This is a genomic window from Paracidovorax wautersii (assembly GCF_031453675.1).
Classification (GTDB): Bacteria; Pseudomonadota; Gammaproteobacteria; order Burkholderiales; family Burkholderiaceae_C; genus Paracidovorax.
Genome location: NZ_JAVIZX010000001.1, coordinates 2,718,174 through 2,742,184, shown reverse-complemented (window position 1 = coordinate 2,742,184; position 24,011 = coordinate 2,718,174). Strand labels below are relative to the sequence as shown.

Below are 24,011 nucleotides of genomic sequence, written 5' to 3'. Positions count from 1 at the left end.
GTCGCCATCAATCGGGACGGAAGCCGTACACGCCACCGTTGCGGGTGACCACGATCAGGGTTTCCGCCGCCGCGGCGGGCGCGACGGCGATGCCAGAGCCGTCGGTAGTCAGGCGGTTGAGCGGAGCGCCATCGTCGCGTGACAGCAGATGGACGAGACCAGAATCATCCCCGACAACGATGGACCGTCCCAGCAGGAGCGGCGCAGTCAGCTTGCGGTACTGCAAGCGCTCGGAAGTCCAGGCTTTGGCGCCATCGGCGCGCTTCCACGCGATAATGGTTCCGTTGCTTTCCGTGCCGAAGAGCCACTCTCCATCCCCATGGACGCCTTCTGCGCCACTTGCCGGCTGCGTCCACGCAACCGTGCCACGCGCGGCATTGATACAACCGACCGATGCCTGGAATGCCCGTGCGCAGACGCTGTCGCCGACACGGCTCGTGCGTCCGACCATCTCTACCAAGCGCTCCACATCATTCGTACCCCGTGGGCTGGCCAAAGGCGCCTCCCAACGCACAGCGCCGGTATCCGGACTGAAGCCCACCAAGCGGCCCGCCTGGCCTGCCACCAACGTGTCGCCCACGGCCATCAGCACACCGCTCTGGCTGAGGATCAGCGGCTCGCCGGGACGCTGCTGCAGCCACAGGCGTTGCCCCGTCGCGGCGTCATAGGCAGACACGGACCGGTCTGCTGCCAGTACGAAGACACGGTTGCCGGCCACCAAAGGTGCGGTATACGCACGGGCCTGCAGGGGCTTGCGCCACAATTCACGGCCGTCGGACAGCACGATGATGTCATTCTTCGTGGAGACTACGGCAGCCCACTTGCCATCGCTGCCGACACCTGCAGACAGCGGCACGTTCAAGGCCGTGCGCCAAATGTCGCCCCCTGTGCGTGAGTCGATAGATGCAACGGTCCCGTCTGCGGATGCCAGAAACACGGCATTGCCCACCACCCGCACATCCAAAGGCAAGTTGGCCGTCGAGCCAATCTTGGCAGTCCAGGCCTGCTTGACGCCTAGTACAGCCACGTTCGGCCCCAGATCGGCCGGCTTCGGCTTGGCGGGACCGCCCCACAAAGAACACCCAGCCAACAAAGCGGCACACACCAGCGCGCTACCCGACGCCATCCAACGGGACTTGTGCGTTGTATTCACTTGACTTCCTTGGTCAGTTCAGCGGAGGCAACGACTTGTGGCTTCGCGCCCAGCGCATTCAACTTGATCTCCACCAGGCGGCGGTAGTCCGTCCGAGGATCAAAGGCCTTGTAAGCTCGCTGGTATTCTGCAATCGCGTCTTGGTTGCTACCTTTGAGCGTCAACAGGTCTCCCTTGCGGTCCGCGACCACCGCCTCGAACTCGGCGGGGAAGCTCCCACCGAGTTGGGCCAGCGCCTCGTCATACGCCTTTTGCTCCATCAGCAGACTGGAAAGACGGAGCTTGGCGAGCGCTTTCAACCCGTCGTCCGATGATTTGTCCGCCACCCAGCCCAACGCAGCCTTGGCTGCATCGGGATTGCCGGCGTTGCTCCAGAACTTCGCGACCGCCAGGCCGGACTGACCTGCCTGCACCGTGGAGCCGTACTTGCCAGACAAATCACTCCAGGCCTGCTCCACCCGGCCCTTGTCTCCAGCACGCTCAGCCGACTCGACCGCTTCGGCAAGCACAGCTGCCTGCACGGCTTGGCGGTTCTGCCAGTACTTGTAGCCATTCCAGGCCGCGACAGCCCCGCACACCACAATGACCACGACGCTGATCAGCGTGCCCCAGGTATTCCAGAAATGCTTGAGCTGGTCGATTTGCTCTTGTTCTTCAAGGTCGAGATGGTTTGCCATGATTAATCCAGTTATCGGGCCGATTGTAGGGACCCTGCCCACTGTGCAACGGCATCCAGGGGACGCTCCACCTGTCCGCCTTCGCCATCCCGCAGCGCCTTGACGGTCACTGCACCGCGGCCCAGCTCGTCTGCGCCGAAAATCAGCGCGTAGCGGCAGCCGCTGGCGTCCGCCTTCTTGAATTGGGACTTCATGCTGCCCATGCCGTCGCCGGAAGTGGTCGGCGCGTGCATCTGTACGCTCACGCCACAACTGCGCAATTGCTGAAGTACAGCCATCACCTGGGGCACCGTATCCGCCTCGGGCACTATGGCGTACGCATCTGCCGCTACATCGGGAGCAGACGCCTCCTGCTCCTTGATCAGTTCAAGGACGCGCTCGACGCCCAGCGCCCAGCCCACCGCCGGCGCCGGCTTGCCACCGATCTGCTCAATCAGGTAGTCATATCGCCCACCGCCGCAAATGGTGCCCTGCGAGCCCAACCGGTCGGTCACGAATTCGAAGACCGTGAGGTTGTAGTAATCCATGCCCCGCACCAGCCGGGGATTGACCCACCAGGCGACACCGTTCGCGTCCAGGATCGCTTTGACCCGGTCGAAATGGCGCAACGACTCCTCCCCGAGGAAGTCGATCAGCTTCGGTGCGGCCTCCACTAGGGCCTGCATGCCAGGGTTCTTGGTATCCAGAATGCGCAACGGATTGCTGTGCAGCCGACGACGCGCTTCTTCGTCGAGTTGGTCGGTGCGCTGCTCCAGATACCCGATCAGGGCCGCACGGTGGGCTTTGCGCTCGGCAGGCTGCCCCAGACTGTTGAGCTCCAGGCGGACATCCTGCAGACCCAGTTCCCTCCAGAGGGCGGTCGCCAACAGGATCAGCTCGGCATCCGCCTCGGCCCCCGGGAAGCCCAGCGCCTCCGCGCCGATCTGGTGGAACTGCCGGTAGCGGCCACGTTGGGGGCGCTCATGGCGAAACATCGGGCCCATGTAATAAAGCCGCTTGCCACCGTCGTAGAGCATGGAGTGTTCGACGACGGCCCGCACCACACCGGCAGTGGCTTCAGGCCTGAGCGTAAGCTGCTCGCCGTTGAGACGGTCCTCAAAGGAATACATCTCCTTTTCGACGATGTCCGTCACTTCGCCGAGTCCGCGCACGAAGAGCGCCGTGGGCTCCACGATCGGCGTGCGCATGTTCCGATAGGCGTACTGAGCCATCAGGCGCCGGACCTTGTCCTCCAGCCACTCCCAGCGCGCAGAGTCCGGAGGAAGGATGTCGTTCATGCCCTTGACGGCGGCGACTTTTTGCGCCTTGTTGCCGGGGGTGTTGTTAAGGTTGCTCACAGCGTTGGCAGCATTGAATTAGAAATTGGGAAACCACCAGAACCTCTACGAGGAGGCCTCTGGGCAAGAGCGCAGAAGACGCGGCAAAGGCTCAGGCAGACCGGAGCACGGTGGCTGCACCGAAGCGCCGGTCGATGTACTCTTCGACCACCCGATGGAACTCTTGCGCGATATTGTCGCCGCGCAATGTCATCGCTTTCTCACCGTCAATGAAGACCGGGGCGGCTGGCGCCTCCCCGGTTCCTGGCAGGCTAATGCCAATGTCGGCGTGCTTGCTCTCGCCAGGGCCGTTGACAATGCAGCCCATGACTGCAACCTTGATCTTCTCGACGCCGGGGTAACGCACACGCCAGACCGGCATCTGCGAGCGCAGATGATCGTCGATCTGCTTGGCAAGCTCCTGGAATGTCGTGCTGGTCGTACGCCCACATCCCGGACAGGCGGTGACGCTGGGCACGAAGGACCGGAAACCCATGGCCTGGAGAATTTCCGTGGCGACTACGACCTCCTGGGTTCGAGCCTCCCCCGGCTGGGGCGTCAACGACACGCGGATCGTGTCTCCGATGCCCTCCTGCAGCAGCACCGAAAGGGCCGCAGCAGAGGCCACGGTGCCCTTGGTACCCATGCCAGCTTCGGTCAATCCGAGGTGCAGCGCGTAATCGCAGCGTCGGGACAACTCGCGGTACACGGCGATCAGATCCTGCACCCCGCTGACCTTGCACGACAGGATGATTTGGTCGCCGTTCAGCCCCATCTCTTCGGCCCGCCGGGCCGATTCGATCGCCGAGGTGATCAAAGCTTCGTACATGACCTGGCGAGGATCCCAGGGCTGGGCGCGACGGCTGTTGGTATCCATCAGCCCGGCCAACAGATCTTGGTCGAGGCTGCCCCAGTTCACGCCAATCCGAACCGCCTTGTCCCACCGGACCGCAGCTTCGATCATCTGCCCGAACTGCTTGTCGCGCTTGTCGCCTTTGCCCACATTGCCTGGATTGATCCGGTACTTGGACAGGGCCTGTGCACAGTCCGGGTACTCCGTCAGCAGGCGGTGCCCGTTGTAATGGAAATCCCCCACCAGCGGCACCGTCTCACCCATGCGGTCCAGTTGCTCACGGATATAGGGCACTGCCTGAGCGGCCTCCGGTGTGTTGACCGTGATGCGCACGAACTCCGAACCTGCCTGTGCCAACTCCTTGACCTGGATGGCAGTGCCGATGGCATCCACCGTGTCGGTATTGGTCATCGACTGCACCCGGATCGGAGCATCGCCCCCGACCGTGACGACCCGGGAGCCCCACACCACGCGGGCTTGGCGGGTTCTGCGGGCCTGCGGTGCCGCCAGCGGGATGGGAACGGCTGCGTTGTCCATAGCCATTTACTTCACCTCGAAACGAGCAACGTTGTCACGCGCAATGGCCGTCAAATCCAGACGCTCTCCACGTACCAACACATCAGTCATGGCGGCCTTGCCGATCACCACCGCCCATGGCGGCTCACCTTGGGCGACCAGGCTGTCGCCTGCCTGCAGCACACGCTGCACAGACGAGCCTCCCACGAGGTTGCGGATCTGAACCCAGGTTTCGCCCCGGGCACGCACCACCAGCACTTCGCCGCCAGCCAACGCCGGCACTGGCGCGACGGGGGTTGGCACAGCGACCTCGGCATTCACCCCCCCCGTCGGGGCTGCCACAGGCGCTGCCGTAGCGTCCGCGCCGCCCGCCGTAGCGCTGGCGGCCGCAAGAGCACTGAGCGCTGCCGCAGGCTCTTCGACCATCCCTGCGGGCAAAGCACCTGCACTCGAAGAGGAGGACTCTACAGCCGAAGCGTCTTGCGACCCACGCCACCACTCCAGACCACGGGGCAAAAACACCAAAGCCAACGCAGCCAAGAGCAGCACGGCCACCACGGCCGGAATCCAGCGTGGGCCGGAAGGACCGCCAGCGAGTGAGGCACTGGTGACCTTCCTCGCACCGTGTCCATCCTTGAATGAAGCATTGATTCCGTTGTCGGCAGACAAGCGCGGCGCCTGGCCCTGCGGGAGCAGCTCCAGCACGGGGGTCGCATCGACTTTCAAGGTGCGACAGATGCTGGACGCCAGTGCGCGAACAAATACCACGTCGGGAAAGACTTCCAGGCGGTCTTCTTCGAGCGCTTCCAGCTTGTACACAGGCACCTTCAACGCCGCAGCCAACGTGTCCACCTGAACCCCGGCATGAAGCCGCGCCTGCCGCAGGAGCCCGCCGGGTGTGGCCCACGAACTGGCCGGAGCGCCCTCTTCTGCGCCCCCTTGAATTACCGAATCACTCATTGAACGCACCCCGCTCTAACGCGAGCAGTTCCTTGGAATCAGGGAAGCGCTTTTGAAGCTGGTCCCCCAGTTGTCGCATAGCCACCGTGTCACCCAGGGCACGCTCGATCTTGATACCCAGCCACAGCGACTCGGCATTCGAGTACTCGCCGTTGTTGACCCGGCGAATGTAGAACTGCGCACGCTTGGCGTCGCCGCGACGCAGCGCCAGCCCTGCGAGGTGGTAACCGACGATCGGATTGGCTGCATCCAGCTCGTACGACCTGAGCAATGTCTGCTCGGCATCGCCCGCGCGCCCCGCACGGTCATGGCAGATGCCCTGAGACATCAAGGTCTTGCTCCGTGAGCCATAGGTCGGTACCGCCAGTGCGCGCTCGAACCATTGGTTGGCTTCTGCGTATCGCTGGCGCTGACATTGCAGCCAGCCATAGTTGTGCATGATGTCCGGATCATTTGGCCGGAGGCTTTGGGCGCGGCGGAGGTTGTCCTCGGCACTCGGCAGGTCGCCGAGGCTCATGTCGATCAGACTGCGCAAATGGTAGGCGTCGGCATAGGACGGGTCGGTGTTGAGCACCTGCTTGACCTCGTCCAGGGCGACCGTGGTCTGGCCGCGCTGAAAGTACCCGGCCGCCAACTCCAGCCGAATGCGGGCGCGGCGCCGCGCATCCGTTTCATCGGACGGCGTCGTCATGGCATCGCCACCACTACCGGCACCGTCACGCGGCAGGTTGCCACACGCCGACAGCGCTCCCATGCAACCCAGCGCCAAGCACCATGCGGCCATCCAACGTCCGCGGCCAAGCCGTTCTGCCACACATTCCGCCATGCAAACCCCTTGTGTCATGCCTCGCATCTAGACCACGGCTTTGACTTCGATGATTCGCTGCCTTGCCATGCGCTCAGCCGCCCGGGTGCGATCCTTGACGTCGCCAGCCAGTTGACCACAGGCGGCGTCGATGTCGTCGCCTCGGGTCTTGCGGACGGTCGTTACGATACCCGCATCGCTCAACATCTTGGCAAAGACCGACACTTGCTGCGGGGAAGAGCGCACCAGCCCGGACGCAGGGAACGGATTGAAGGGAATCAGATTGAACTTGCACCACACGCCTTTGCCGGCGTAGGTGCGCACCAAGTCGATCAACTGCTGCGCATGCTCGGGCTGGTCGTTCACGCCGTCGAGCATGCAGTATTCGAAAGTGATGAAGTCGCGTGGCGCATGCTCCAGATAGCGGTTGCAGGTCTCGAGCAGTTCAGCGATAGGGTACTTGCGATTCAACGGAACCAGATGATCCCGCAGCGCATCGTTGGGGGCATGCAGCGACACGGCCAAGGCCACCGGACAGTCCTGCGCCAAGCGGTCCATCATCGGCACGACGCCCGACGTAGACACCGTGACACGGCGGCGGGAAAGGCCATACCCATGGTCGTCCAGCATCGTTCGCAAAGCGGGCACCAAGGCTGCGTAATTCTGCAGCGGCTCGCCCATGCCCATCATGACCACATTGGAGATCACCCGTTCCTGCGCGCCCGTACGCTGGCGCAGCGCATGTTCAGCAAACCACAACTGGGCGATGATCTCGCCGGTGGTGAGGTTGCGGCTGAACCCCTGGTGGCCCGTGGAGCAGAAACGGCAGCCCACGGCACAACCGGCCTGGGACGATATGCACAGAGTCCCGCGATCGTCTTCGGGGATGAACACCGATTCGACGGCATTGCCGTCGCCTACATCGAACAGCCATTTCACCGTGCCGTCTGTCGACACGTGTTCGCTGACGATGGGAAGCCCTGCGACATGCGCGCAGGTCTTGAGCTTTTCTCGCAAGGACTTGGCGAGATCGCTCATCTGATCGAAGTCGCTGGCTCCACGCTGGTGGATCCAGCGGAAAAGCTGCGTCGCCCGGAAACGCTTTTCCCCCAGCCGCTCGCAAAAAGCGGCCAGCCCGTCCAGATCGAAATCGAGAAGGTTCGTGGTCATGGCATTCCAGGCATGCAAGTCATCGGAAAACAGCTGCTGCCGTACGCCGCTGGGCCACGGCAGCAAGCCACTCCGATCAACGCGAGTAGATGTTCAGGCCGGGGAAGAAAAAGGCCACTTCGCCCTGGGCCGTCTCGGGAGCGTCCGAACCGTGCACAGCGTTGGCGTCGATGCTGTCAGCGAAGTCGGCGCGGATGGTGCCGGCCTCGGCCTTCTTGGGGTCCGTAGCGCCCATGAGTTCGCGGTTCTTCAGGATGGCGTTCTCACCTTCCAGGACCTGAATCATCACAGGGCCGGAGACCATGAAGTCCACCAGGTCCTTGAAGAAAGGACGCTCCTTGTGCACACCGTAGAACTGCTCGGCTTCCAGGCGCGACAGGTGGGCCATGCGGGCAGCCACAACCTTCAGGCCGGCGGCTTCGAAACGGGCGTAGATCTGGCCGATCACGTTCTTGGCGACGGCGTCAGGCTTGATGATGGAGAGGGTACGTTCGATAGCCATTTTGGTTTTCCTGAGATGGATGTTGATGTAAAAATTTTTGCCCGGCGGACAAAACCCTTGATTTTAACCGCCGGGGTAATCCCCTACCGCCCTTTGCGGCGACCGTTGGGACCACCTCGACGCGATTCCTGGCGTTGCCGGGACAGGCTGTCACTGCCGATGTAGCCGACGGATGTCTTCATCGGGTCAGGCTGAGACGGCTTGGCCTGTTTGCCCGCGCCATTGCCGCCACGCGGTTTGGCGCCGCTTGCGCGCTCAAAGATGCTGCGCGGGCCGCCCTGGGGCCCGTCGCCACGGCGGGCGGGCGGCGGGGTTCCATCCCGGCGCTGCAGCTTCGGGCTAGCCGCACCCGCGGCCTGCGCCAGCGCCCTGATATCGCGCTCATCCAGCTCCATCCAGGCCCCGCGCTTCAGCCCGCGGGGCAGCATCATGGCGCCATAGCGGATGCGGATCAGTCGGCTGACTGCATGGCCCACGGCCTCGAGCATGCGGCGAACCTCGCGGTTGCGCCCCTCCGAAATGGTGACCCGGTACCAGCAGTTGGACCCTTCACCACCGCCGTCTTCGATCGACCCGAACGCCGCCATGCCGTCGTCCAGTTGCACCCCGTCGAGCAGGCGCTGCTTCTCTTCATTGCTCAGTGCACCCAGGACGCGGACGGCGTATTCGCGCTCAAGGCCGAAGCGCGGATGCATGAGCTGGTTGGCCAACTCACCCGAACTCGTCAGCAGCAGCAACCCCTCGGTATTGAGATCCAGACGCCCGACCGATTGCCACTTGCCATGCGCTAGGCGCGGAAGCTTGCGAAAAACGGTGGGCCGGTTCTGCGGATCGTCATGGGTCACCACCTCACCGACCGGCTTGTGATAAGCGATCACGCGGGCCGGCGGTGGGTCGATGCGGTAGCGGATCGGCTTGCCGTTGACCTTGATCTGGTCGCCGAACTGGATGCGCTGGCCGATGTGCGCCGGCTCGTTGTTCACCGAGATGCGCCCTTCCAGGATGAGCTGTTCCATCTCGAGCCGCGACCCCAGGCCGGCCTGGGCCAGCAGCTTGTGCAGCTTGGGCGTCTCCACCTGCGGCAGCAACACGCGCTTGGTCGGGGCAACATCCTCACGCCCCTCGTCTTCATCCAGCTGGCCGGACACGACATCGGCGAACCGATAGCCCTCCCCTGCGTGCGCAGGCTGGCGCTGCGGCGTCAAGGTCGCCGAGTCGGCAGCAGATCCGGCAGCAACGCCATCTTGCTCCGCCGGGGCCCCATTCGAGGACACGGCCTGACCCGGAACTGCAGGATCTGCTGCACCGCCGCTGGCTGGCCGCTGCGCGCGGCGTCCCTTGGAGGCCCCTTTGCGCCCGGCCTGATCGGCACCACGAGAGGAATCGTTCATGTGTTTCTTTCTGTCAATTGTTCCGCATCCCCGTGAGACGCACTCTCGCCCTCGACCGGCACCCGCTCCAGAGCATCCTCCGCAACCGACGCCCCACCGACCGCCACCACTGGCAGCTGAGGTGCACCTTCCGGCGCCACGTCTGCGTCAGGCATCTCCAACGGCAGTTCAGCCGAGCGCCCATTCAGGGCATCCAACACGCTCGCCTGCGTTCCGGGATCGTCCAGCACGGGCAGTTGGTCCAGCGACTGCAGCCCCAGGTCATCGAGAAACTGCCGCGTCGTCGCAAACAGCGACGGACGACCTACCGTTTCTCGGTGCCCGATGACCTCGACCCAGCCCCGATCCTCCAGCTGCTTGATGATCAAGCTGTTGACGGTGACGCCACGCACGTCCTCGATGTCCCCGCGGGTCACTGGCTGCCGGTAGGCAATGATGGCCAGCGTCTCCAGAGCCGCCCGCGTGTAGCGCGGCGGTTTTTCCGGATGCAGGCGGTCCAGGTACGGACGCATCTCCGGCCGGCTCTGAAATCGCCATCCGCTAGCGACCTGCACCAGCTCCACGCCGCGCTGCATCCAGTCCTGCTCCAGTTCTGCGAGCAGGGTCTTGAGCGTGTCGGATCCCAGCGCGTCGTCGAACAGCGTGCGCATTTCGCGCACCGACAGCGGCTGGACCGCACAGATGAGAGCGGTCTCCAGGATCCGCTTGGCATCCACCGTGTTCATGGTCGGCAATTCCGGGAAGTGCGCATATCGCGCCCGCCAGGGCGCCTGAAGGCAAAGGAGGAAGTATTCATGGGGCGGATGCAGCAGGGCATCGCACCGCCGCCTGCGGTTGTACGCAACTGGCAGTCAGCCAGAGCAGGCTGTCAGGCGGGATTGTAACGTAGGGCCCAAAAATCAAGGGCCTCTGCCATGTCCGGGGGAAGCTCTGCGCGAAAGACCAGGTCTGCGCCGGTGACCGGATGCCTGAAAGCGAGGCGGAAGGCGTGCAATGCCTGGCGCTGCAGCCCTGCACCAGCCTGCCCACCGTAAAGCGCATCTCCGACCAGCGGATGTTTCAGCGAGGCCATGTGCACCCGGATCTGGTGGGTCCGGCCCGTGTGCAGGGTGCAACGCACCAAGCACGCGTCCGATCCCGAGCTCAGCACATCGACATCGGTGCGGGCCGGTTTGCCCGAATGCGCCGCCAGGTCCACGATGGCCATGCGCAGCCGATTGCGCGGGTCGCGCCCGATGGGCGCATCCACTTCCCGGTGCGCCGCTCCACTCCACGCGCCCCAGCCCAACGCCAGGTACTGCCGGCTCACTTCACGCGCCGCGATCATCCGCACCAGGGCATCCATGGCCGCGCGGGTCCGGGCGACGACCATGACGCCGCTCGTGTCCTTGTCCAACCGATGGACGATGCCGGCGCGGGGTACGAGCGCAGCCTTCGGGTCACGTCCCAGTAGCGCGTTGAGCAGCGTGCCGCTCCAGTTGCCGGGCGCCGGGTGAACCACCAGCCCCGCCGGCTTGTTCACCACCAGCAGGTGCTCGTCTTCATGGAGGATGTCGAGTGGCAGGGATTCGGGCCGGAAGGCCTGGCTCTGCTGGGTGGGCCGCATCTCGACCTCCACCGCATCGCCCGCCTTGACCCGGGCGGACGCCTTACCCGCCTCACGTCCATTGAGGCGGACACAGCCCTGGGCCAGCAACTGCTGCAGATAGCTGCGGGAGAACTCCGGCACCAGTTCTGCCAGCGCCTTGTCCAGGCGCCAGTCGTGCAGCGCGACGTCGACAGAAGCCGCGCGCACCTCGGGCGCTTCGGTCTGGCCCGGTTCTCCACCGTCCAGCTCGCCGGGCGGCAGATCCTCGAACTCCTCTGCCAGCGCCCCGGCAGGCTCCTGCGACGGAGGCCGCACGGCGATCAGCGCGAAGGCAGGTAGCGGGCGGGGTCGACCGGCTTGCCCTGGCGGCGAATCTCGAAATGCAGCTTCACGCGGTCTGCGTCGGTGCTGCCCATCTCGGCGATCTTCTGGCCCTTGCGCACCGTCTGGTCTTCCTTGACCAACAGCGTCTGGTTGTGCGCATAGGCCGTCAAGTAGGTGTTGTTGTGCTTCAGGATGACCAGGTTGCCATAGCCGCGCAGGCCGGCACCGGCATACACCACACGGCCATCGGCCGCGGCCAGGACCGGGTCGCCTGCCTTGCCGCCGATGTCGTAGCCCTTGTTGCGCGCCTCATCGAAGCCCGCCAGCAGGGTGCCAGACGCAGGCCAGATGAAGGCCGTGCCATCGTCGCCACCGGCAGCAGGCGCGGGAGTGGGCTCGGGTGCAGGCGCCGCGGCCACGGCGGACGCCGCGGGACGGGGCGCGCTGGCCGCCGAGGCCGGCGCCAGCGTTGACGAGGTGACCGGCCGCGTGACCACGCCGGTATCCGACGCGATGGACGCCGAGGACTGCGCCACAGGCGGGGTACCCGCCGTGGGCTGGGTGATGCGCAGCACCTGGCCGACCTCGATGAGGTTGGCGTTCTCGATGTTGTTCCAGCGGGCGATGTCTTTCCAGCTCTGGCCGCTTTCCAGTCCGATACGGATCAGCGTGTCGCCCGGCTTGACCGTGTAATAGCCCGGCTTGCCTGCGTTCTCTGCCCCAGGCAGCGGCTTGGGAGCCACGACCACGCCCGACTGCGCCGCAGCCATCGGCTGCGAAGCGGCCGTGCCACGGTCCTCGACCGGTGCCCTGTTGACGCGGGTGCTCGTGCATCCGGCAAGTACCAGCCCCGCCAGCGCAACAGAACCCCAAGCAACAAGACCACGCGAAACCAACATAAGCAATCCCTTCAGGCAATCCCCGATTTTAGGGGGACGAAGTGCACGGGCTCGAGAACGGTTTGTTTCAGTCCGTGCGGAGTTTTGTCGATGACCAGCAACACCTGCTGTCCGCCGGGCCCGACCGTGGGCGCCACCAACCGGCCGCCGACGGCCAGTTGCTCGCACCAGGCAGCGGGCAAATCATCCCCGCTGGCGGCGGAGATGATGCCCGCATAGGGTGCCCCTCTCGGGTAGCCGGCCATGCCATCCCCTAGGATCAGGTGGACGTGGGCCAGCCGCCAGGGCCGCAGGTTGTCGCGGGCCTTTTCGTGCAACGCGCGCAGCCGCTCAATGGTGTACACCTCCCGCGCGATCCGGCCCAGGACGGCGGCCTGGTAGCCGCAGCCGGTACCGATCTCCAGCACACGTCCCAGACCGCCGCTCGCACGCGCGCCCTCGGCGCCCAGCAGAAGTTCGGCCATGCGCGCGACCACACTGGGCTTGGAGATGGTCTGTCCCAGCCCGATAGGCAGGCTGGTGTCTTCGTAGGCCTGGTTGACCAGCGCGCTGTCGACGAAACGATGCCGCTCGACGGCGCCCATCGCCGCCAGGACCGGCGCGGAGGAAATGCCGGAAGCGGCCAGGCGCTGCACCATGCGCGCCCGGACGGCGGCCGAATCGAGGCCCAGCCCCTGCGGCACCGGGGGCGGCGCCTCGCGCCGGGCACCAACAGCAGGCCCAGCGGGCTTGGGCGATTGCCCTTGCGGCCAGTCCATGCGGGCGGGGAAACCGGGGCGCTTGTTCTGCATCACGGCGCCCCTGCGGCCGCGGGGGCCATTCCGTCCGGGGCCAGCCTGGCCACCGTCTGCGCCCAGTAACCGAGTCCATCGTGGTCGGTCAGGTCGACCTTCAGCGGCGTCATGGCCACATGCCCATGTGCCGTGGCGTGGAAATCGGTGCCTTCGCTGTCGTCCTTGGCGGCGCCCGCGCCGCCGATCCAGTACATCAGTTCGCCCCGCGGGCTCTGCTGCTCGATCACGCGTTCGGCCGCGTGGCGCCGCCCCAGGCGGCACAGGCGCGGGGGCTTCAGGGCTTCGAGCGGCATGTTCGGGATGTTGATGTTCAGCAGCCACGGCGCCTCGCCGATGAGCTGCTGCCGGTCCATCTGCTGCACGATCTCGCGCGCCTTCGCTGCGGCGGCCTCGATCTCTCCCCAGCCCTTGTCCACCTGCGAGAAAGCGATGGCCGGAATGCCGAACAGATAGCCCTCCATCGCCGCGCCCACGGTGCCGGAATAGATGGTGTCGTCCCCCATGTTGGCGCCATTGTTGATGCCGGAGACCACCAGATCGGGCCGATAGCCCAGCAGCCCGGTCAGCGCGATGTGCACGCAGTCGGCCGGCGTGCCGTTCACGTAGCGAAAGCCGTTGTGGGCGGTGTGCACGTACAGCGGCGAATGCAGCGTGAGGGCGTTGGACTTGGCGCTGTTGTTGTGCTCCGGCGCGACGACCTCGACATCGGCGATGGAACGCAGCGCATCGTGCAGTGCGACGATGCCGGGCGCCTGGTACCCGTCATCGTTGGAAATGAGAATCTTCATGGTCGGTCTGGCTGGATGCCGGATTGTAGGTGCCGCATCCTGGCGCGGCGGGGGTTGCAGGCATGGCTGCCGGCGGGCACTGCTTCGTCGCTCTTGAGACAAGTCAACGCTCGACCGGCCCCCTATCATGGTTTCCACACCCGATACGGATCACACAAGGAGACAGCCCATGCACGCTTGGCTTTGCACGCAACCCACGGGGGTCGAGGCCCTGGCCTGGACCGAGCAACCCACACCCGAACCGGGCCCGGGGGAGGTGCGGATCGCCATCGAAGCCGCGAGCCTGAACTTTCCCGATCTGTTGATCGTGCAGAACAAGTACCAGATGAAGCCGCCACTGCCCTTCGTGCCTGGCTCGGAGTACGCCGGCACGGTGGAAGCCATCGGCAAAGGCGTCAAGCACCTGCAGCCCGGCCAGCGGGTGGCCTGCCTGACGGGCACCGGGGGCTTTGCGACCCATGCCATCGCGCCCGCCAAGCTGTGCATGCCGCTGCCGGCCGGCTTCCCGGCGGTGGACGCCGCTGCATTCATCATGATCTATGCCACCTCCTACCATGCCCTGGTAGACCGCGCGCAGCTGAAGGCCGGCGAGACGGTCCTGGTGCTGGGCGCTGCGGGCGGCGTGGGCACGGCTGCCATCCAGATCGCCAAGGCCATGGGGGCGCGGGTGATCGCAGCGGCCTCTACCGAGGCCAAGTGCAACCTGTGCCGCTCCATCGGTGCCGACGAGGTCATCAACTACGGCGACGGCACGCAGAACCTGCGCGAGGCCATCAAGTCCCTGACCGGGGGCAAGGGGCCCGACGTGATCTACGACCCCGTGGGGGGTGACTTTGCCGAGCCGGCCTTCCGCTCCATCGCGTGGCGCGGCCGCTATCTGGTCGTGGGATTCGCGTCCGGTCCCATTCCGGCCCTGCCGCTGAATCTGGCGCTGCTCAAGGGTGCGTCGATCGTCGGCGTGTTCTGGGGCGACTTTGCCAAGCGCGAACCCGAGGCGAACGCCGCCATGATGGGGACGCTCGCGCAGTGGTATGGCCAGGGCAAGGTCAAGCCGGTGATCGACCGGACCATGCCCATGGCCGACCTGCACGCTGCTTACGCCCATATGGGTTCACGCGGTGTCATGGGCAAGCTCGTCATGGTGAACTGAGGCCGGGCGCCGCCCAGCCCGGGCGCGCCCTCCGCCCGAACTTCTTGCGCACGTTCCACGCTATCGGCTATCCAAGGGCAATGCGCTCTGTCAAACTCGCGCATCTCCGCATCCCCGCCGGTGCCCACGATGGCCGACAGAACCCCTTCCGAAATCGCGCGCGAAACGCTCAAGCTGCTGGCGACGCGCCGCCTGGCACCGACCCCCGACAACTACCAGGCGCTCTACGAAGAGATTGCCGGAGTGCGCAGCAGCAGCCCGGACTTCCCCGAGGCGCCGCTGCGCTCCATCTCCCGCGTGCTGCCCGGGCAGACGCCGGCGCAAAAGCGCCTGCTGGGCCTGTTCGAGCAGGCCATCGCTGCCAGCGACTGGGCGGCTTTGCAATCGGTGATGGTGGGCTACGCCAACCTGGGGCTGCACGCCGCGGCCCCCTCCTCCGCGCCCGTCGAACCGGCGGCTACCGCGCCGGCAGCCGCCACGCAGCTGCCGGACGATCTGGCCGAACAGCTGGCGCGGCTGGTGGACAACACCCTGCCCGCCCTGAGTGAGGACGATGCCCGCGTGCATGAACTGGCCCAGCAGCTGACCCAGTTCCTGCGCCAGCCTGCACCCGCCGTGTCGACGCTGGCGCTCATGCTGAACAACTTCAGCTACCGGCTGTCCTTCGCCACCGAGGATCAGGCTGCCATCCGAGCCAATCTGCTCGCGTTGCTGCACATGGTCTTCGAGAACATCGCGGCCCTGAGCCTGGACGAACCCTGGCTGCAGGGCCAGGCGGAGGCCCTGATGGCCGCATCCACCCCGCCGCTCACCCTGCGCCGGCTGGACGAGGTGCAGCGCCGGCTCAAGGACGTAATCTTCAAGCAGACCGAGGCCAAGGAGCGCACGCTGCAGGCCCAGGAGCAGATGAAGGAGCTGCTGGCGACCTTCATCGAGCGCCTGGCGCACATGGACGCGTCCAGCAGCGCCTACCACGGCAAGCTGGAGGAATGCGCCGAACGCATCGGCCAGGCCACCCATTTCCAGGAAATCACCCCGCTGCTGGAAGAGGTGATGAACGCGACGCGCTCCATGGCCCTCGACAGCCGGCTGACCCGCGACGAGCTGCACCAGTTGCGCGAGCGAGCGGAAGCCAAGCGCGCCGAGATCGAGCAGCTGCGCGAGGAACTGGACCGCGCCAGCGCGCAGGCGCGCCACGATCCGCTCACGGGCTCGCTGAACCGCAAGGGACTGGACGAGGTGATGGAGCGCGAGATCGCCCGCGCCCGGCGCAACGGCTCGCCGCTGTGCGTGGCTCTGCTGGACGTGGACAACTTCAAGGCCATCAACGACCGCATGGGCCACACGGGCGGCGACGAGGCCCTGGTGCACTTGGCCAGCGTCACCCGCGAGGTCATGCGCCCGCAGGACATGCTGGCCCGCTACGGCGGCGAGGAGTTCGTGCTGGTGCTGCCCGACACGCCGCTGGCGAACGGCGTCGATGCCATGACCCGGCTGCAGCGGGAGCTGACCACACGCTACTTCCTGCGTGGGCAGGAGAAGGTGCTGATCACCTTCAGCGCGGGCGTGGCGCAGTTAGAGGACAGCGAGAACAGCACCGGCGCGATCCGGCGTGCCGACCAAGGCATGTACCTGGCCAAGCGCTCGGGCAAGAACCGGGTGATGGCGGCCTAAGAACGTGTTGACGATCCCGCAGGGGTCGCGTTGGAGCGCAAGCGGAATGAGTGGACGCTTCGGATGCGCCGCATGGGCTCGTGCCCACGCAAGCATTCGAGGCGTTCAATCGCCCGATTTCGCTCCAACCCTTCGGGCAGTGGCCTTTGCGGGCGGTCTGCGGCGTTGCGGCACTTGCCAATAGCCGAGCTATTGGCAGCGCACCGCGCCTTGCATCCCATCCCGCAAACGCCACTGCGCGGCCCCAGGGAGATCGCAAACACGTACTAACGCCGCGCCTGCTTTCGGCTCCGCAATAATGCCGGGTTGCGCTCCGCAGCGGGCGCAGCCCCTGTCCGACCCGCGCGTCCCTGCGCCATCCGTCGACGGGACGTCCAGGAACCATCACAGAAGGCGAGAATGCAGCAGGTAGAAACCGGGAAGCCCCGCGGCCACGACACAGACCAGGCCGGCGGTGCGCAAGGCGCGAAGGGCAGCACGGCAACGGCCGGTGCCGACTACTCGCACCACACCCCGATGATGCAGCAGTACCTGGGGCTCAAGGCGCAACACCCAGACACGCTGGTGTTCTACCGCATGGGCGACTTCTACGAGCTGTTCTACGCCGACGCGGAGAAGGCGGCGCGCCTGCTCGACATCACGCTCACGCAGCGCGGCCAGTCCGGCGGGCAGCCGGTGACCATGGCGGGCGTGCCCTTCCATGCGCTGGAGAACTACCTGGGCCGGCTCATCAAGATGGGCGAATCGGTCGCCATCGCCGAACAGGTGGGCGAGGTGGGCGCGGCCAAGGGGCCGGTGGAGCGCAAGGTGTTGCGCGTCGTCACGCCCGGCACGCTCACCGACAGCGAATTGCTGTCCGACAAGGCCGAGGCCATGCTGCTGGCCGTGCACCAGGGCGTCCGCGCGCGTTGCGGGCTGGCCTGGCTGTCCGTCACGCAGGGCGTGGTGCACCTGGCCGAATGCGCCCACGACGAGGTGGGCGCGTGGATCGCCCGCATCGGCCCCAGCGAAGTCATCTACAGCGCCGGCGTGACCGAGCGCTTCGAGCAGCAGTTGACCGCGCTGCGCCAGACCGGCGTGCTCACCTGCCCTTTGAGCCTGCGGCCCGACTGGCAGTTCGACGCGGCCCTGGGCGAGCGCAAGCTGCTGGAACAACTGGAGGCCGCCAGCCTGGCTGCCTGGAACGCCCAGGACCTGGCCCATGCGCATGCCGCCACGGCCGCCCTCCTCTCCTATGCCGAGCACACGCAGGGCCGCGCGTTGACGCACGTGCACAGCGTGCGCGTGCAGCAGAGCAACGAGCTCATCGCCCTGCCCCTGGCCACCCGCCGCAATCTGGAGCTGACGCGCACCCTGCGCGGCGAGGACGCGCCCACGCTGTTCTCGCTGCTCGACACCTGCATGACGGGCATGGGCAGCCGCCTCCTGAAGACCTGGCTGCTGGAGCCGCGCCGCGACCGCACCGAGGCCCGCCAGCGGCTGGCGGCCACCGCGGCCCTGCGTGGGGGCGCCAGCGCCGGCAGCGGCCCGTGGCAGGTGCTGCGCGGCGAACTGCGCGGCGTGAGCGATGTGGAGCGCATCACCGCGCGCATCGCGCTGCGGCAAGTACGCCCGCGCGAGCTGGTCGGCCTGTGCAAGACGCTACAAAAAGCAGAGCTGCTTGCGCAATCTGCACCAGCGCCAGAGCCGTTTTTGGCCCAAATTTTCGAGCATCTGCGCCCGCCGGTGGACTGCGGCGCGCTGCTGCGCGCTGCCATCCACGAGGAGCCTGCCGCGCTGGTGCGCGACGGCGGCGTGATCGCGGCCGGCTTCGATGCTGAGCTGGACGAGCTGCGCGGCATCCAGACCAACTGCGACGCCTTCCTGCTGGACCTGGAAACGCGCGAGAAGGCCCGCACCGGCATCCCCAACCTGCGCGTGCAGTTCAACAAGGTGCACGGCTTCTACATCGAGGTGACGGGCAGCCACCTGGACCGCGTGCCCGACGACTACCGCCGCCGCCAGACGCTTAAGAACGCCGAACGCTTCATCACGCCGGAGCTCAAGACCTTCGAGGACAAGGCCCTGTCGGCGCAGGAGCGCGGCCTGGCGCGCGAGAAGTGGCTGTACGAACAGGTACTGGACCAGCTCCAGCCGCACGTGCCCGCCCTGACCCGCCTGGCGCACGCGCTGGCGACGCTGGACGCGCTGTGCGCGCTCACCGAACGCTCGCTCACGCTCAACTGGTGCGCGCCGCAGTTCGTGAACGAGCCCTGCATCGAGATCGAGGCCGGCCGCCACCCGGTGGTGGAGGCGCGGCTGGCCGAGACCTCGTCCGGCGCGTTCATCCCCAACCACACGCGGCTCAACGCCAACACGCGCATGCAGGTCATCACCGGCCCCAACATGGGCGGTAAATCGACCTACATGCGCCAGGTGGCGCTGATCGTGCTGCTGGCCAGCATGGGCAGCCACGTACCGGCGGCCAGCTGCCGGCTGGGGCCCATCGACGCCATCCACACCCGCATCGGCGCGGCGGACGACCTGGCGAACGCGCAGTCCACCTTCATGCTGGAGATGACCGAGGCGGCGCAAATCCTGCACGCGGCCACGCCGCACAGCCTGGTGCTGATGGACGAGATCGGGCGCGGCACCAGCACCTTCGACGGACTGGCCCTGGCCAGTGGCATCGCCACGCACCTGCACGACCGCACCAAGGCGTTCACGCTGTTCGCCACGCACTACTTCGAGCTGACCGAACTGTCGGCCCGCCACCAGCACGCCATGAACGTGCACGTGGGCGCCACCGAGTCGGGCCACGACATCGTCTTCCTGCACGAGATCCAGCCCGGCCCCGCCAGCCGCAGCTACGGCATCCAGGTGGCCAAACTGGCGGGCGTGCCGGCCGCCGTGCTCAACCACGCACGCCACACCCTGGCGGCGCTGGAAGAGCGCGCGGGCGAGGACGATCTGCAGGTCGATCTCTTCGCGCCGCCGCCCGAGCCCGAGGTGTCCGCCGCGAGCCCGGTGGAGGCCGCACTGGCGGCCCTGCAACCGGACACGATGAGCCCGCGCGAGGCCCTGGATGCGCTGTACCAGTTGCAGCGCCTGGTGCCACCGCGGCAGTGACACCACAAGCCAAAATGGCCTCTACCGCTTATCCCAACTGCGCAAGCAGCTATCAATTTTGATACTCCGGCTCGTACCCTGCATGGCAGAGTGCGGCCGACTAAACTCCCTTCTTTTGCTCCGAACCGCTCCATGACGTATTGCGTCGCCATCAAACTCAACGCCGGCCTGGTGTTCCTCTCCGACTCGCGCACCAACGCCGGCCTCGACCAGATCAGCTCGTTCCGCAAGATGATGATCTACGAGAAGGCAGGCGACCGCTTCATGGTGCTGCTGTCGGCCGGCAACCTGAGCATCTCGCAGTCGGTGCGGGAAATCCTCCAGGTCGAGCAGGTCCAGGACCGCGATGACGGCCCGCCCGTCACCATCTGGAACGCCACCAGCATGTTCGACGTGGCCCGCGTGCTGGGCTCGGCCGTGCGCCGCGTGCACGAGCGCGACGGCGCCGCCCTCAAGCGCTCGGGCGTGGACTTCAATGTCTCGCTGGTGCTGGGCGGGCAGATCCAGGGCGAGGGCATGCGCCTGTTCCAGGTGTATTCGGCCGGCAACTTCATCGAGGCGACGGCGGAGACGCCCTACTTCCAGGTCGGCGAGTCCAAATACGGCAAGCCCGTGCTCGACCGCGTGCTCACGCCCGAGACCCCGCTGGACGAGGCCGCCAAGTGCGCGCTGGTGTCCATGGACAGCACGCTCAAGTCCAACCTGTCTGTCGGCCTGCCGCTGGACCTGGTGGTCTACGAGGAAGGCCGGTTCTCCACCGACAAGGTGGTCTGCATCGACGAGAACAACCCCTACTTCCGCATGCTGCACAACAGCTGGGGCGAGAAGCTGCGCCAGGTGTTCGACAGCATCGAGGACCCCGCCTGGAACGGCGGCGCCACCGAGGTGCCGATCCGCGTCGACCCCACGCGCAGCCGGCCGATCAAGAAGATCACCAACCCGCGCGACAAGCTCATCTGAACCCTGCCGCGGGTACCGGCCTGCGCGCCGGAGCCTGCGGCACCACCGCGCCGCCGCCCCATGCCCTCCATCGTCTTCTCGCACGCCAACAGCTTCCCGGCCGGGACCTACCGCGTCCTGTTCGGCCTGCTGCGCGAACGGGGCTTCGACGTGAGCGCGGTGGACCGCTACGGGCACGATCCGCGCTATCCCGTCACCAACAACTGGCCGCACCTGGTGCAGCACCTGGCGGACTTCGCGACCGAACAGCAGCAGCGCACGGGGGAGCCGGCCTTCCTGGTGGGCCACTCGCTGGGCGGCTTTCTGAGCGTGATGGCGGCAGCGCGGCACCCGGGCCTGGCGCAGGGCGTGGTGCTGATCGACTCCCCGCTGATCAGCGGCTGGCGCGCCAGTGCACTGGACGTGGCCAAGCGCACCCAGGTGGTCGGCTCGGTCTCGCCCGGCAAGATCAGCCGCGCGCGCCGCAATACCTGGGCCGACGACGCCGAGGCGCTGGAGCACTTCCGCCGCAAGAAGGCCTTCGCCCGCTGGGACCCGAAGGTTCTGGAGGACTATGTCAGGCACGGCCTGCTCGACGAGGACGGCCAGCGCGTGCTGGCCTTCGACCGCAGTGTGGAGACGGCGATCTACAACACGCTGCCGCACAACCTGGCGCACCTGCTGCGCACGCACCCGCTGCAATGCCCTGCAGCCTTCATCGGCGGCCGCGCCTCGGAAGAGATGCGCCAGGTGGGCATGGCGATGACGCAGCGCATCACCCAGGGGCGGACCATGATGCTCGACGGCACGCATCTGTTTCCGATGGAGCAGCCCAAAGCCACGGCTGCGGCGATCGAGGCCTCGGTGCTGAACCTGGCCGCCGTCCGCGGCACGCACTGAGCACGCCTGCGGCACGAGCACGGCGGGGCGTTAAGCGGTAGATCTACTGACCTGGGTGGGGCTCAAGCAGAGCGACAGCCTCTCCGTCCGCGGCCAGAAGCCAACCGCCTTCAAGTCGTCTGCGCGTAGCAGACGCAGCCGCGGCCGGCCCGTTTGGCGGCGTACATGGCCTGGTCGGCTCGGCGCAGCAGTTCGTCCACGTCGGGTCGGATCGGCGGATGCGTGGCGATGCCGATGCTGGCACCGATCCGAAGGGTGTGGCCATGCATCTCCATGGGGCCGGAGAGGACCTCGATCGCACGTTCGGCGATCCGGCGCGCGGTGTCCGGCCCTTCTTCGCGGTCGATCATGATCACGAACTCATCGCCTCCTACGCGGGCCAGCATGTCGTGCTCGCGCACCACGCCGCGCAGCCGCTGCGCCACGATGCGCAGCACCTCGTCGCCCACCAGGTGGCCCTGGGCGTCGTTGATGTGCTTGAACCCGTCGAGGTCGATGAACATCAGCGCCAGCCGCGTTCCCCGGTGGCAGGCATCGGCCAGCGCCTGCTGGAACCGCTGATGGAACGCCGCCCGGTTGGACAGGCCGGTGAGCGAGTCGTGGTTGGCCAGGTAGTGGTGCTGGCGGGCGATCTGGGCGCGCGCCGATACGTCCTGCACCAGCGCCATGATGGAGATCACGCGGCCCGAGGCATCGGTGAGGGCGGAATTGAACCACTCGCAGTCCACCTGTGCCCCGTCGCTGGCGCGCAGGAAGGAGGTCTCGATGCGGTTCTGCGACTCCTCACCCATCTGCAGCCGGTTCAAGGCGACGGCCAGATTGCTGTCGGGGGTGCCCGGGCCCAGCAGTTCGTAAAGGGACCGCGCCTCGATCTGCACCACGTCTTCCCAGCCCATCAGGTGCACGGCCCGGCGCGAGCAGTGGACCACGCGCAGGTCCTGGTCCATCTCCAGCACCGCCAGCGGGCTGTTGTCCATATGCGAGGACAGCCGCTGGTTGGCCACGCGCAGCGCGGTCATCGTCACCTGCAACTCGTGCACGCCCAAAGCAGCGGTCACGAAACCGTCGATCTCGTCCTGCGCATTGCGCCAGGGCGTGAGGCAGATGGTGCGCCACTCCTCCACGCCGTCGGGGTTCAGCAGGAGCCGTTGGTAGCCCACCCGCTCGCCACGCATCACGCGTTCGACGAACGGCAGGAAACGGGCGTAGTTGTACTCGCCATAGAGTTCAAGCAGCGTCTTGCCCTGCAGTTCGTGCGGCTCCTTGCGGAACCAGCGCGCGTACTCGGTGTTGGCGTAGACCAGCCTCTGCTGGCGGTTGATCACCGCGATGGTGGAGCCGACATTCCGGGTGAGCAAAGCCAGCATCTCCTCGGCCGGCCAGGCAGGAAGGGGCGACTCGGAGGCTTTGCTTCGGAACGGCGGCTCGTTGGACGTCATGCGGCGGGGACCATAGCGGGCACCGCCGTCTCCACCCGACCGGCAACGCCCTGGTTACGTTTTGTTTCGCCAGCTTATCACCTTCCGCCCGATCAGCCAGAGGCGACGCCCCGGCCGAGGGCACGCGCCCCCGGCACCGCCCGCGTCTGCAAGCGCGCCGAAATCGAAGCGCCTACTCCGCCCAGGTCACCACGCCCGTCCAGGCAGTGACCAACACGACGATGCCGAACACGATGCGGTAGTAGGCAAAGGGCACGAAGCTGTGGGTGCTGATGTAGCGCAGCAGCCAGCGCACGCAGAGCCAGGCGCTGATGAAGGCGAAGACCAGGCCGGTGGCGAACAGCGGGATGTCCTCGACCGACAGCAGGTGCCGCTCCTTGATCAGGCTGTACACGCCCGCGCCGATCAGGGTGGGGATGGCCAGGAAGAAGGAAAAGTCCGTGGCCGCCTTGCGCGACAGGCCCAGCAGCATGCCGCCGATGATGGTGGCGCCGCTGCGGCTGGTGCCGGGCACCATGGCAAGGCACTGCACCAGGCCGACCTTGAGCGCGTCCATCGGCGTCATGTCGTCCACGGACTGCACGCGCACGGCCGTCGCGGGCCGGCGCTCCACCCACAGGATGATGAAGCCCCCCAGGATGAACGTGGTGGCCACGACCGTGGGCGTGAACAGGTGGGCCTTGATGAACTTGCCGAAGATCAGCGCCAGCACCACGGCGGGGATGAATCCGATGACCACATTCATGGCGAAGCGCCGCGCCTGCCGGTCGGTGGGCAGCGCCACGACCGTGGAACGGATCTTCTGCCAGTACACCAGGATCACCGCGAAGATCGCGCCGGTCTGGATGGCGATATCGAAAACCTTGGCCTTGGCGTCATCGAAACCGAGCAAGGCGCCTGCGAGGATCAGATGGCCGGTCGACGAGATGGGAAGGAACTCGGTCAGGCCCTCGACGACGCCCATGATGGCGGCTTTGATCAGCAAAAGAATGTCCACGCAAGCTTCCTGTGAGATGAAATACAACGGATAAAAAAACAAGAACGGCGCCGATTATCCGGGGCAGC

21 protein-coding genes are annotated in these 24,011 nt (G+C 66.4%); 5 read left to right on the top strand and 16 right to left on the bottom strand.

Annotation, left to right across the window (positions count from 1 at the left end):
• Positions 1–7 precede the first annotated feature (7 nt).
• From bamB to surE, 14 genes are all read right to left on the bottom strand, one after another.
• Complete coding sequence (gene bamB, locus QE399_RS12360) at positions 8–1,126, bottom strand: outer membrane protein assembly factor BamB (protein ID WP_309832074.1); 1,119 nt, start codon at positions 1,124–1,126, stop codon at positions 8–10.
• A 23-nt stretch (positions 1,127–1,149) separates the two neighbouring features.
• Positions 1,150–1,830 (bottom strand): YfgM family protein, encoded by a 681-nt coding sequence (locus QE399_RS12355; RefSeq protein WP_309829094.1) that lies wholly within the window; start codon positions 1,828–1,830, stop codon positions 1,150–1,152.
• An 11-nt stretch (positions 1,831–1,841) separates the two neighbouring features.
• Positions 1,842–3,107 (bottom strand): histidine--tRNA ligase, encoded by a 1,266-nt coding sequence (gene hisS / locus QE399_RS12350; RefSeq protein ID WP_309832072.1) that lies wholly within the window; start codon positions 3,105–3,107, stop codon positions 1,842–1,844.
• Positions 3,108–3,258: 151 nt separating this feature from the next.
• Positions 3,259–4,542, bottom strand: coding sequence for a flavodoxin-dependent (E)-4-hydroxy-3-methylbut-2-enyl-diphosphate synthase (gene ispG / locus QE399_RS12345; protein ID WP_405043608.1), 1,284 nt, complete (start codon positions 4,540–4,542; stop codon positions 3,259–3,261).
• On the bottom strand, positions 4,543–5,475 hold the full coding sequence (locus QE399_RS12340; RefSeq protein WP_309829093.1) for a helix-turn-helix domain-containing protein: 933 nt from the start codon (positions 5,473–5,475) through the stop codon (positions 4,543–4,545).
• On the bottom strand, positions 5,468–6,301 hold the full coding sequence (gene pilW / locus QE399_RS12335; RefSeq protein WP_309832068.1) for a type IV pilus biogenesis/stability protein PilW: 834 nt from the start codon (positions 6,299–6,301) through the stop codon (positions 5,468–5,470). The genes QE399_RS12340 and pilW overlap by 8 nt, the downstream gene beginning before the upstream one ends.
• A gap of 27 nt (positions 6,302–6,328) precedes the next feature.
• The gene (gene rlmN / locus QE399_RS12330) at positions 6,329–7,450 is read right to left on the bottom strand and encodes a dual-specificity RNA methyltransferase RlmN (protein WP_309829092.1); all 1,122 of its coding nucleotides are present in this window, start codon (positions 7,448–7,450) and stop codon (positions 6,329–6,331) included.
• Between the two features lie 76 nt (positions 7,451–7,526).
• A complete protein-coding gene (ndk, locus tag QE399_RS12325) occupies positions 7,527–7,952 on the bottom strand; it encodes a nucleoside-diphosphate kinase (RefSeq protein WP_309829091.1) in 426 nt (141 codons plus the stop codon).
• A gap of 83 nt (positions 7,953–8,035) precedes the next feature.
• Positions 8,036–9,343 (bottom strand): pseudouridine synthase, encoded by a 1,308-nt coding sequence (locus tag QE399_RS12320; protein WP_309829090.1) that lies wholly within the window; start codon positions 9,341–9,343, stop codon positions 8,036–8,038.
• Entirely contained in the window at positions 9,340–10,068 is a 729-nt protein-coding gene (gene scpB, locus QE399_RS12315; RefSeq protein ID WP_309829089.1) for an SMC-Scp complex subunit ScpB, read from the bottom strand. The genes QE399_RS12320 and scpB overlap by 4 nt, the downstream gene beginning before the upstream one ends.
• 143 nt (positions 10,069–10,211) lie before the next feature.
• Positions 10,212–11,255, bottom strand: coding sequence for an RluA family pseudouridine synthase (locus tag QE399_RS12310; RefSeq protein ID WP_405044100.1), 1,044 nt, complete (start codon positions 11,253–11,255; stop codon positions 10,212–10,214).
• A complete protein-coding gene (locus QE399_RS12305) occupies positions 11,252–12,154 on the bottom strand; it encodes a peptidoglycan DD-metalloendopeptidase family protein (protein WP_309829088.1) in 903 nt (300 codons plus the stop codon). The genes QE399_RS12310 and QE399_RS12305 overlap by 4 nt, the downstream gene beginning before the upstream one ends.
• An 11-nt stretch (positions 12,155–12,165) precedes the next feature.
• Positions 12,166–12,945 (bottom strand): protein-L-isoaspartate(D-aspartate) O-methyltransferase, encoded by a 780-nt coding sequence (locus QE399_RS12300; protein ID WP_309832064.1) that lies wholly within the window; start codon positions 12,943–12,945, stop codon positions 12,166–12,168.
• Positions 12,945–13,736 carry a 5'/3'-nucleotidase SurE gene (gene surE, locus QE399_RS12295; RefSeq protein ID WP_309829087.1) on the bottom strand — a complete coding sequence of 264 codons (792 nt, stop codon included), beginning with the start codon at positions 13,734–13,736 and terminating at the stop codon, positions 12,945–12,947. Before surE ends, QE399_RS12300 begins: the two co-directional genes overlap by 1 nt.
• A gap of 169 nt (positions 13,737–13,905) precedes the next feature.
• On the opposite strand from surE, the gene QE399_RS12290 reads away from it, so the two are divergent.
• From QE399_RS12290 to QE399_RS12270, 5 genes are all read left to right on the top strand, one after another.
• The gene (locus QE399_RS12290; protein WP_309829086.1) at positions 13,906–14,886 is read left to right on the top strand and encodes an NADPH:quinone oxidoreductase family protein; all 981 of its coding nucleotides are present in this window, start codon (positions 13,906–13,908) and stop codon (positions 14,884–14,886) included.
• A gap of 129 nt (positions 14,887–15,015) precedes the next feature.
• Positions 15,016–16,560 carry a GGDEF domain-containing protein gene (locus tag QE399_RS12285; protein WP_309829085.1) on the top strand — a complete coding sequence of 515 codons (1,545 nt, stop codon included), beginning with the start codon at positions 15,016–15,018 and terminating at the stop codon, positions 16,558–16,560.
• 516 nt (positions 16,561–17,076) lie between these two features.
• Entirely contained in the window at positions 17,077–19,668 is a 2,592-nt protein-coding gene (gene mutS, locus QE399_RS12280; protein ID WP_309832062.1) for a DNA mismatch repair protein MutS, read from the top strand.
• Between the two features lie 132 nt (positions 19,669–19,800).
• Positions 19,801–20,628 (top strand): proteasome-type protease, encoded by an 828-nt coding sequence (locus tag QE399_RS12275; protein ID WP_309829084.1) that lies wholly within the window; start codon positions 19,801–19,803, stop codon positions 20,626–20,628.
• A gap of 60 nt (positions 20,629–20,688) precedes the next feature.
• Positions 20,689–21,507 (top strand): alpha/beta fold hydrolase, encoded by an 819-nt coding sequence (locus QE399_RS12270; RefSeq protein ID WP_309829083.1) that lies wholly within the window; start codon positions 20,689–20,691, stop codon positions 21,505–21,507.
• 110 nt (positions 21,508–21,617) lie between these two features.
• On the opposite strand, the gene QE399_RS12265 is transcribed toward QE399_RS12270, so the two are convergent.
• Complete coding sequence (locus QE399_RS12265; protein WP_309829082.1) at positions 21,618–22,946, bottom strand: diguanylate cyclase domain-containing protein; 1,329 nt, start codon at positions 22,944–22,946, stop codon at positions 21,618–21,620.
• A gap of 172 nt (positions 22,947–23,118) precedes the next feature.
• Positions 23,119–23,943, bottom strand: coding sequence for an undecaprenyl-diphosphate phosphatase (locus QE399_RS12260; RefSeq protein WP_309829081.1), 825 nt, complete (start codon positions 23,941–23,943; stop codon positions 23,119–23,121).
• Positions 23,944–24,011 lie beyond the last annotated feature (68 nt).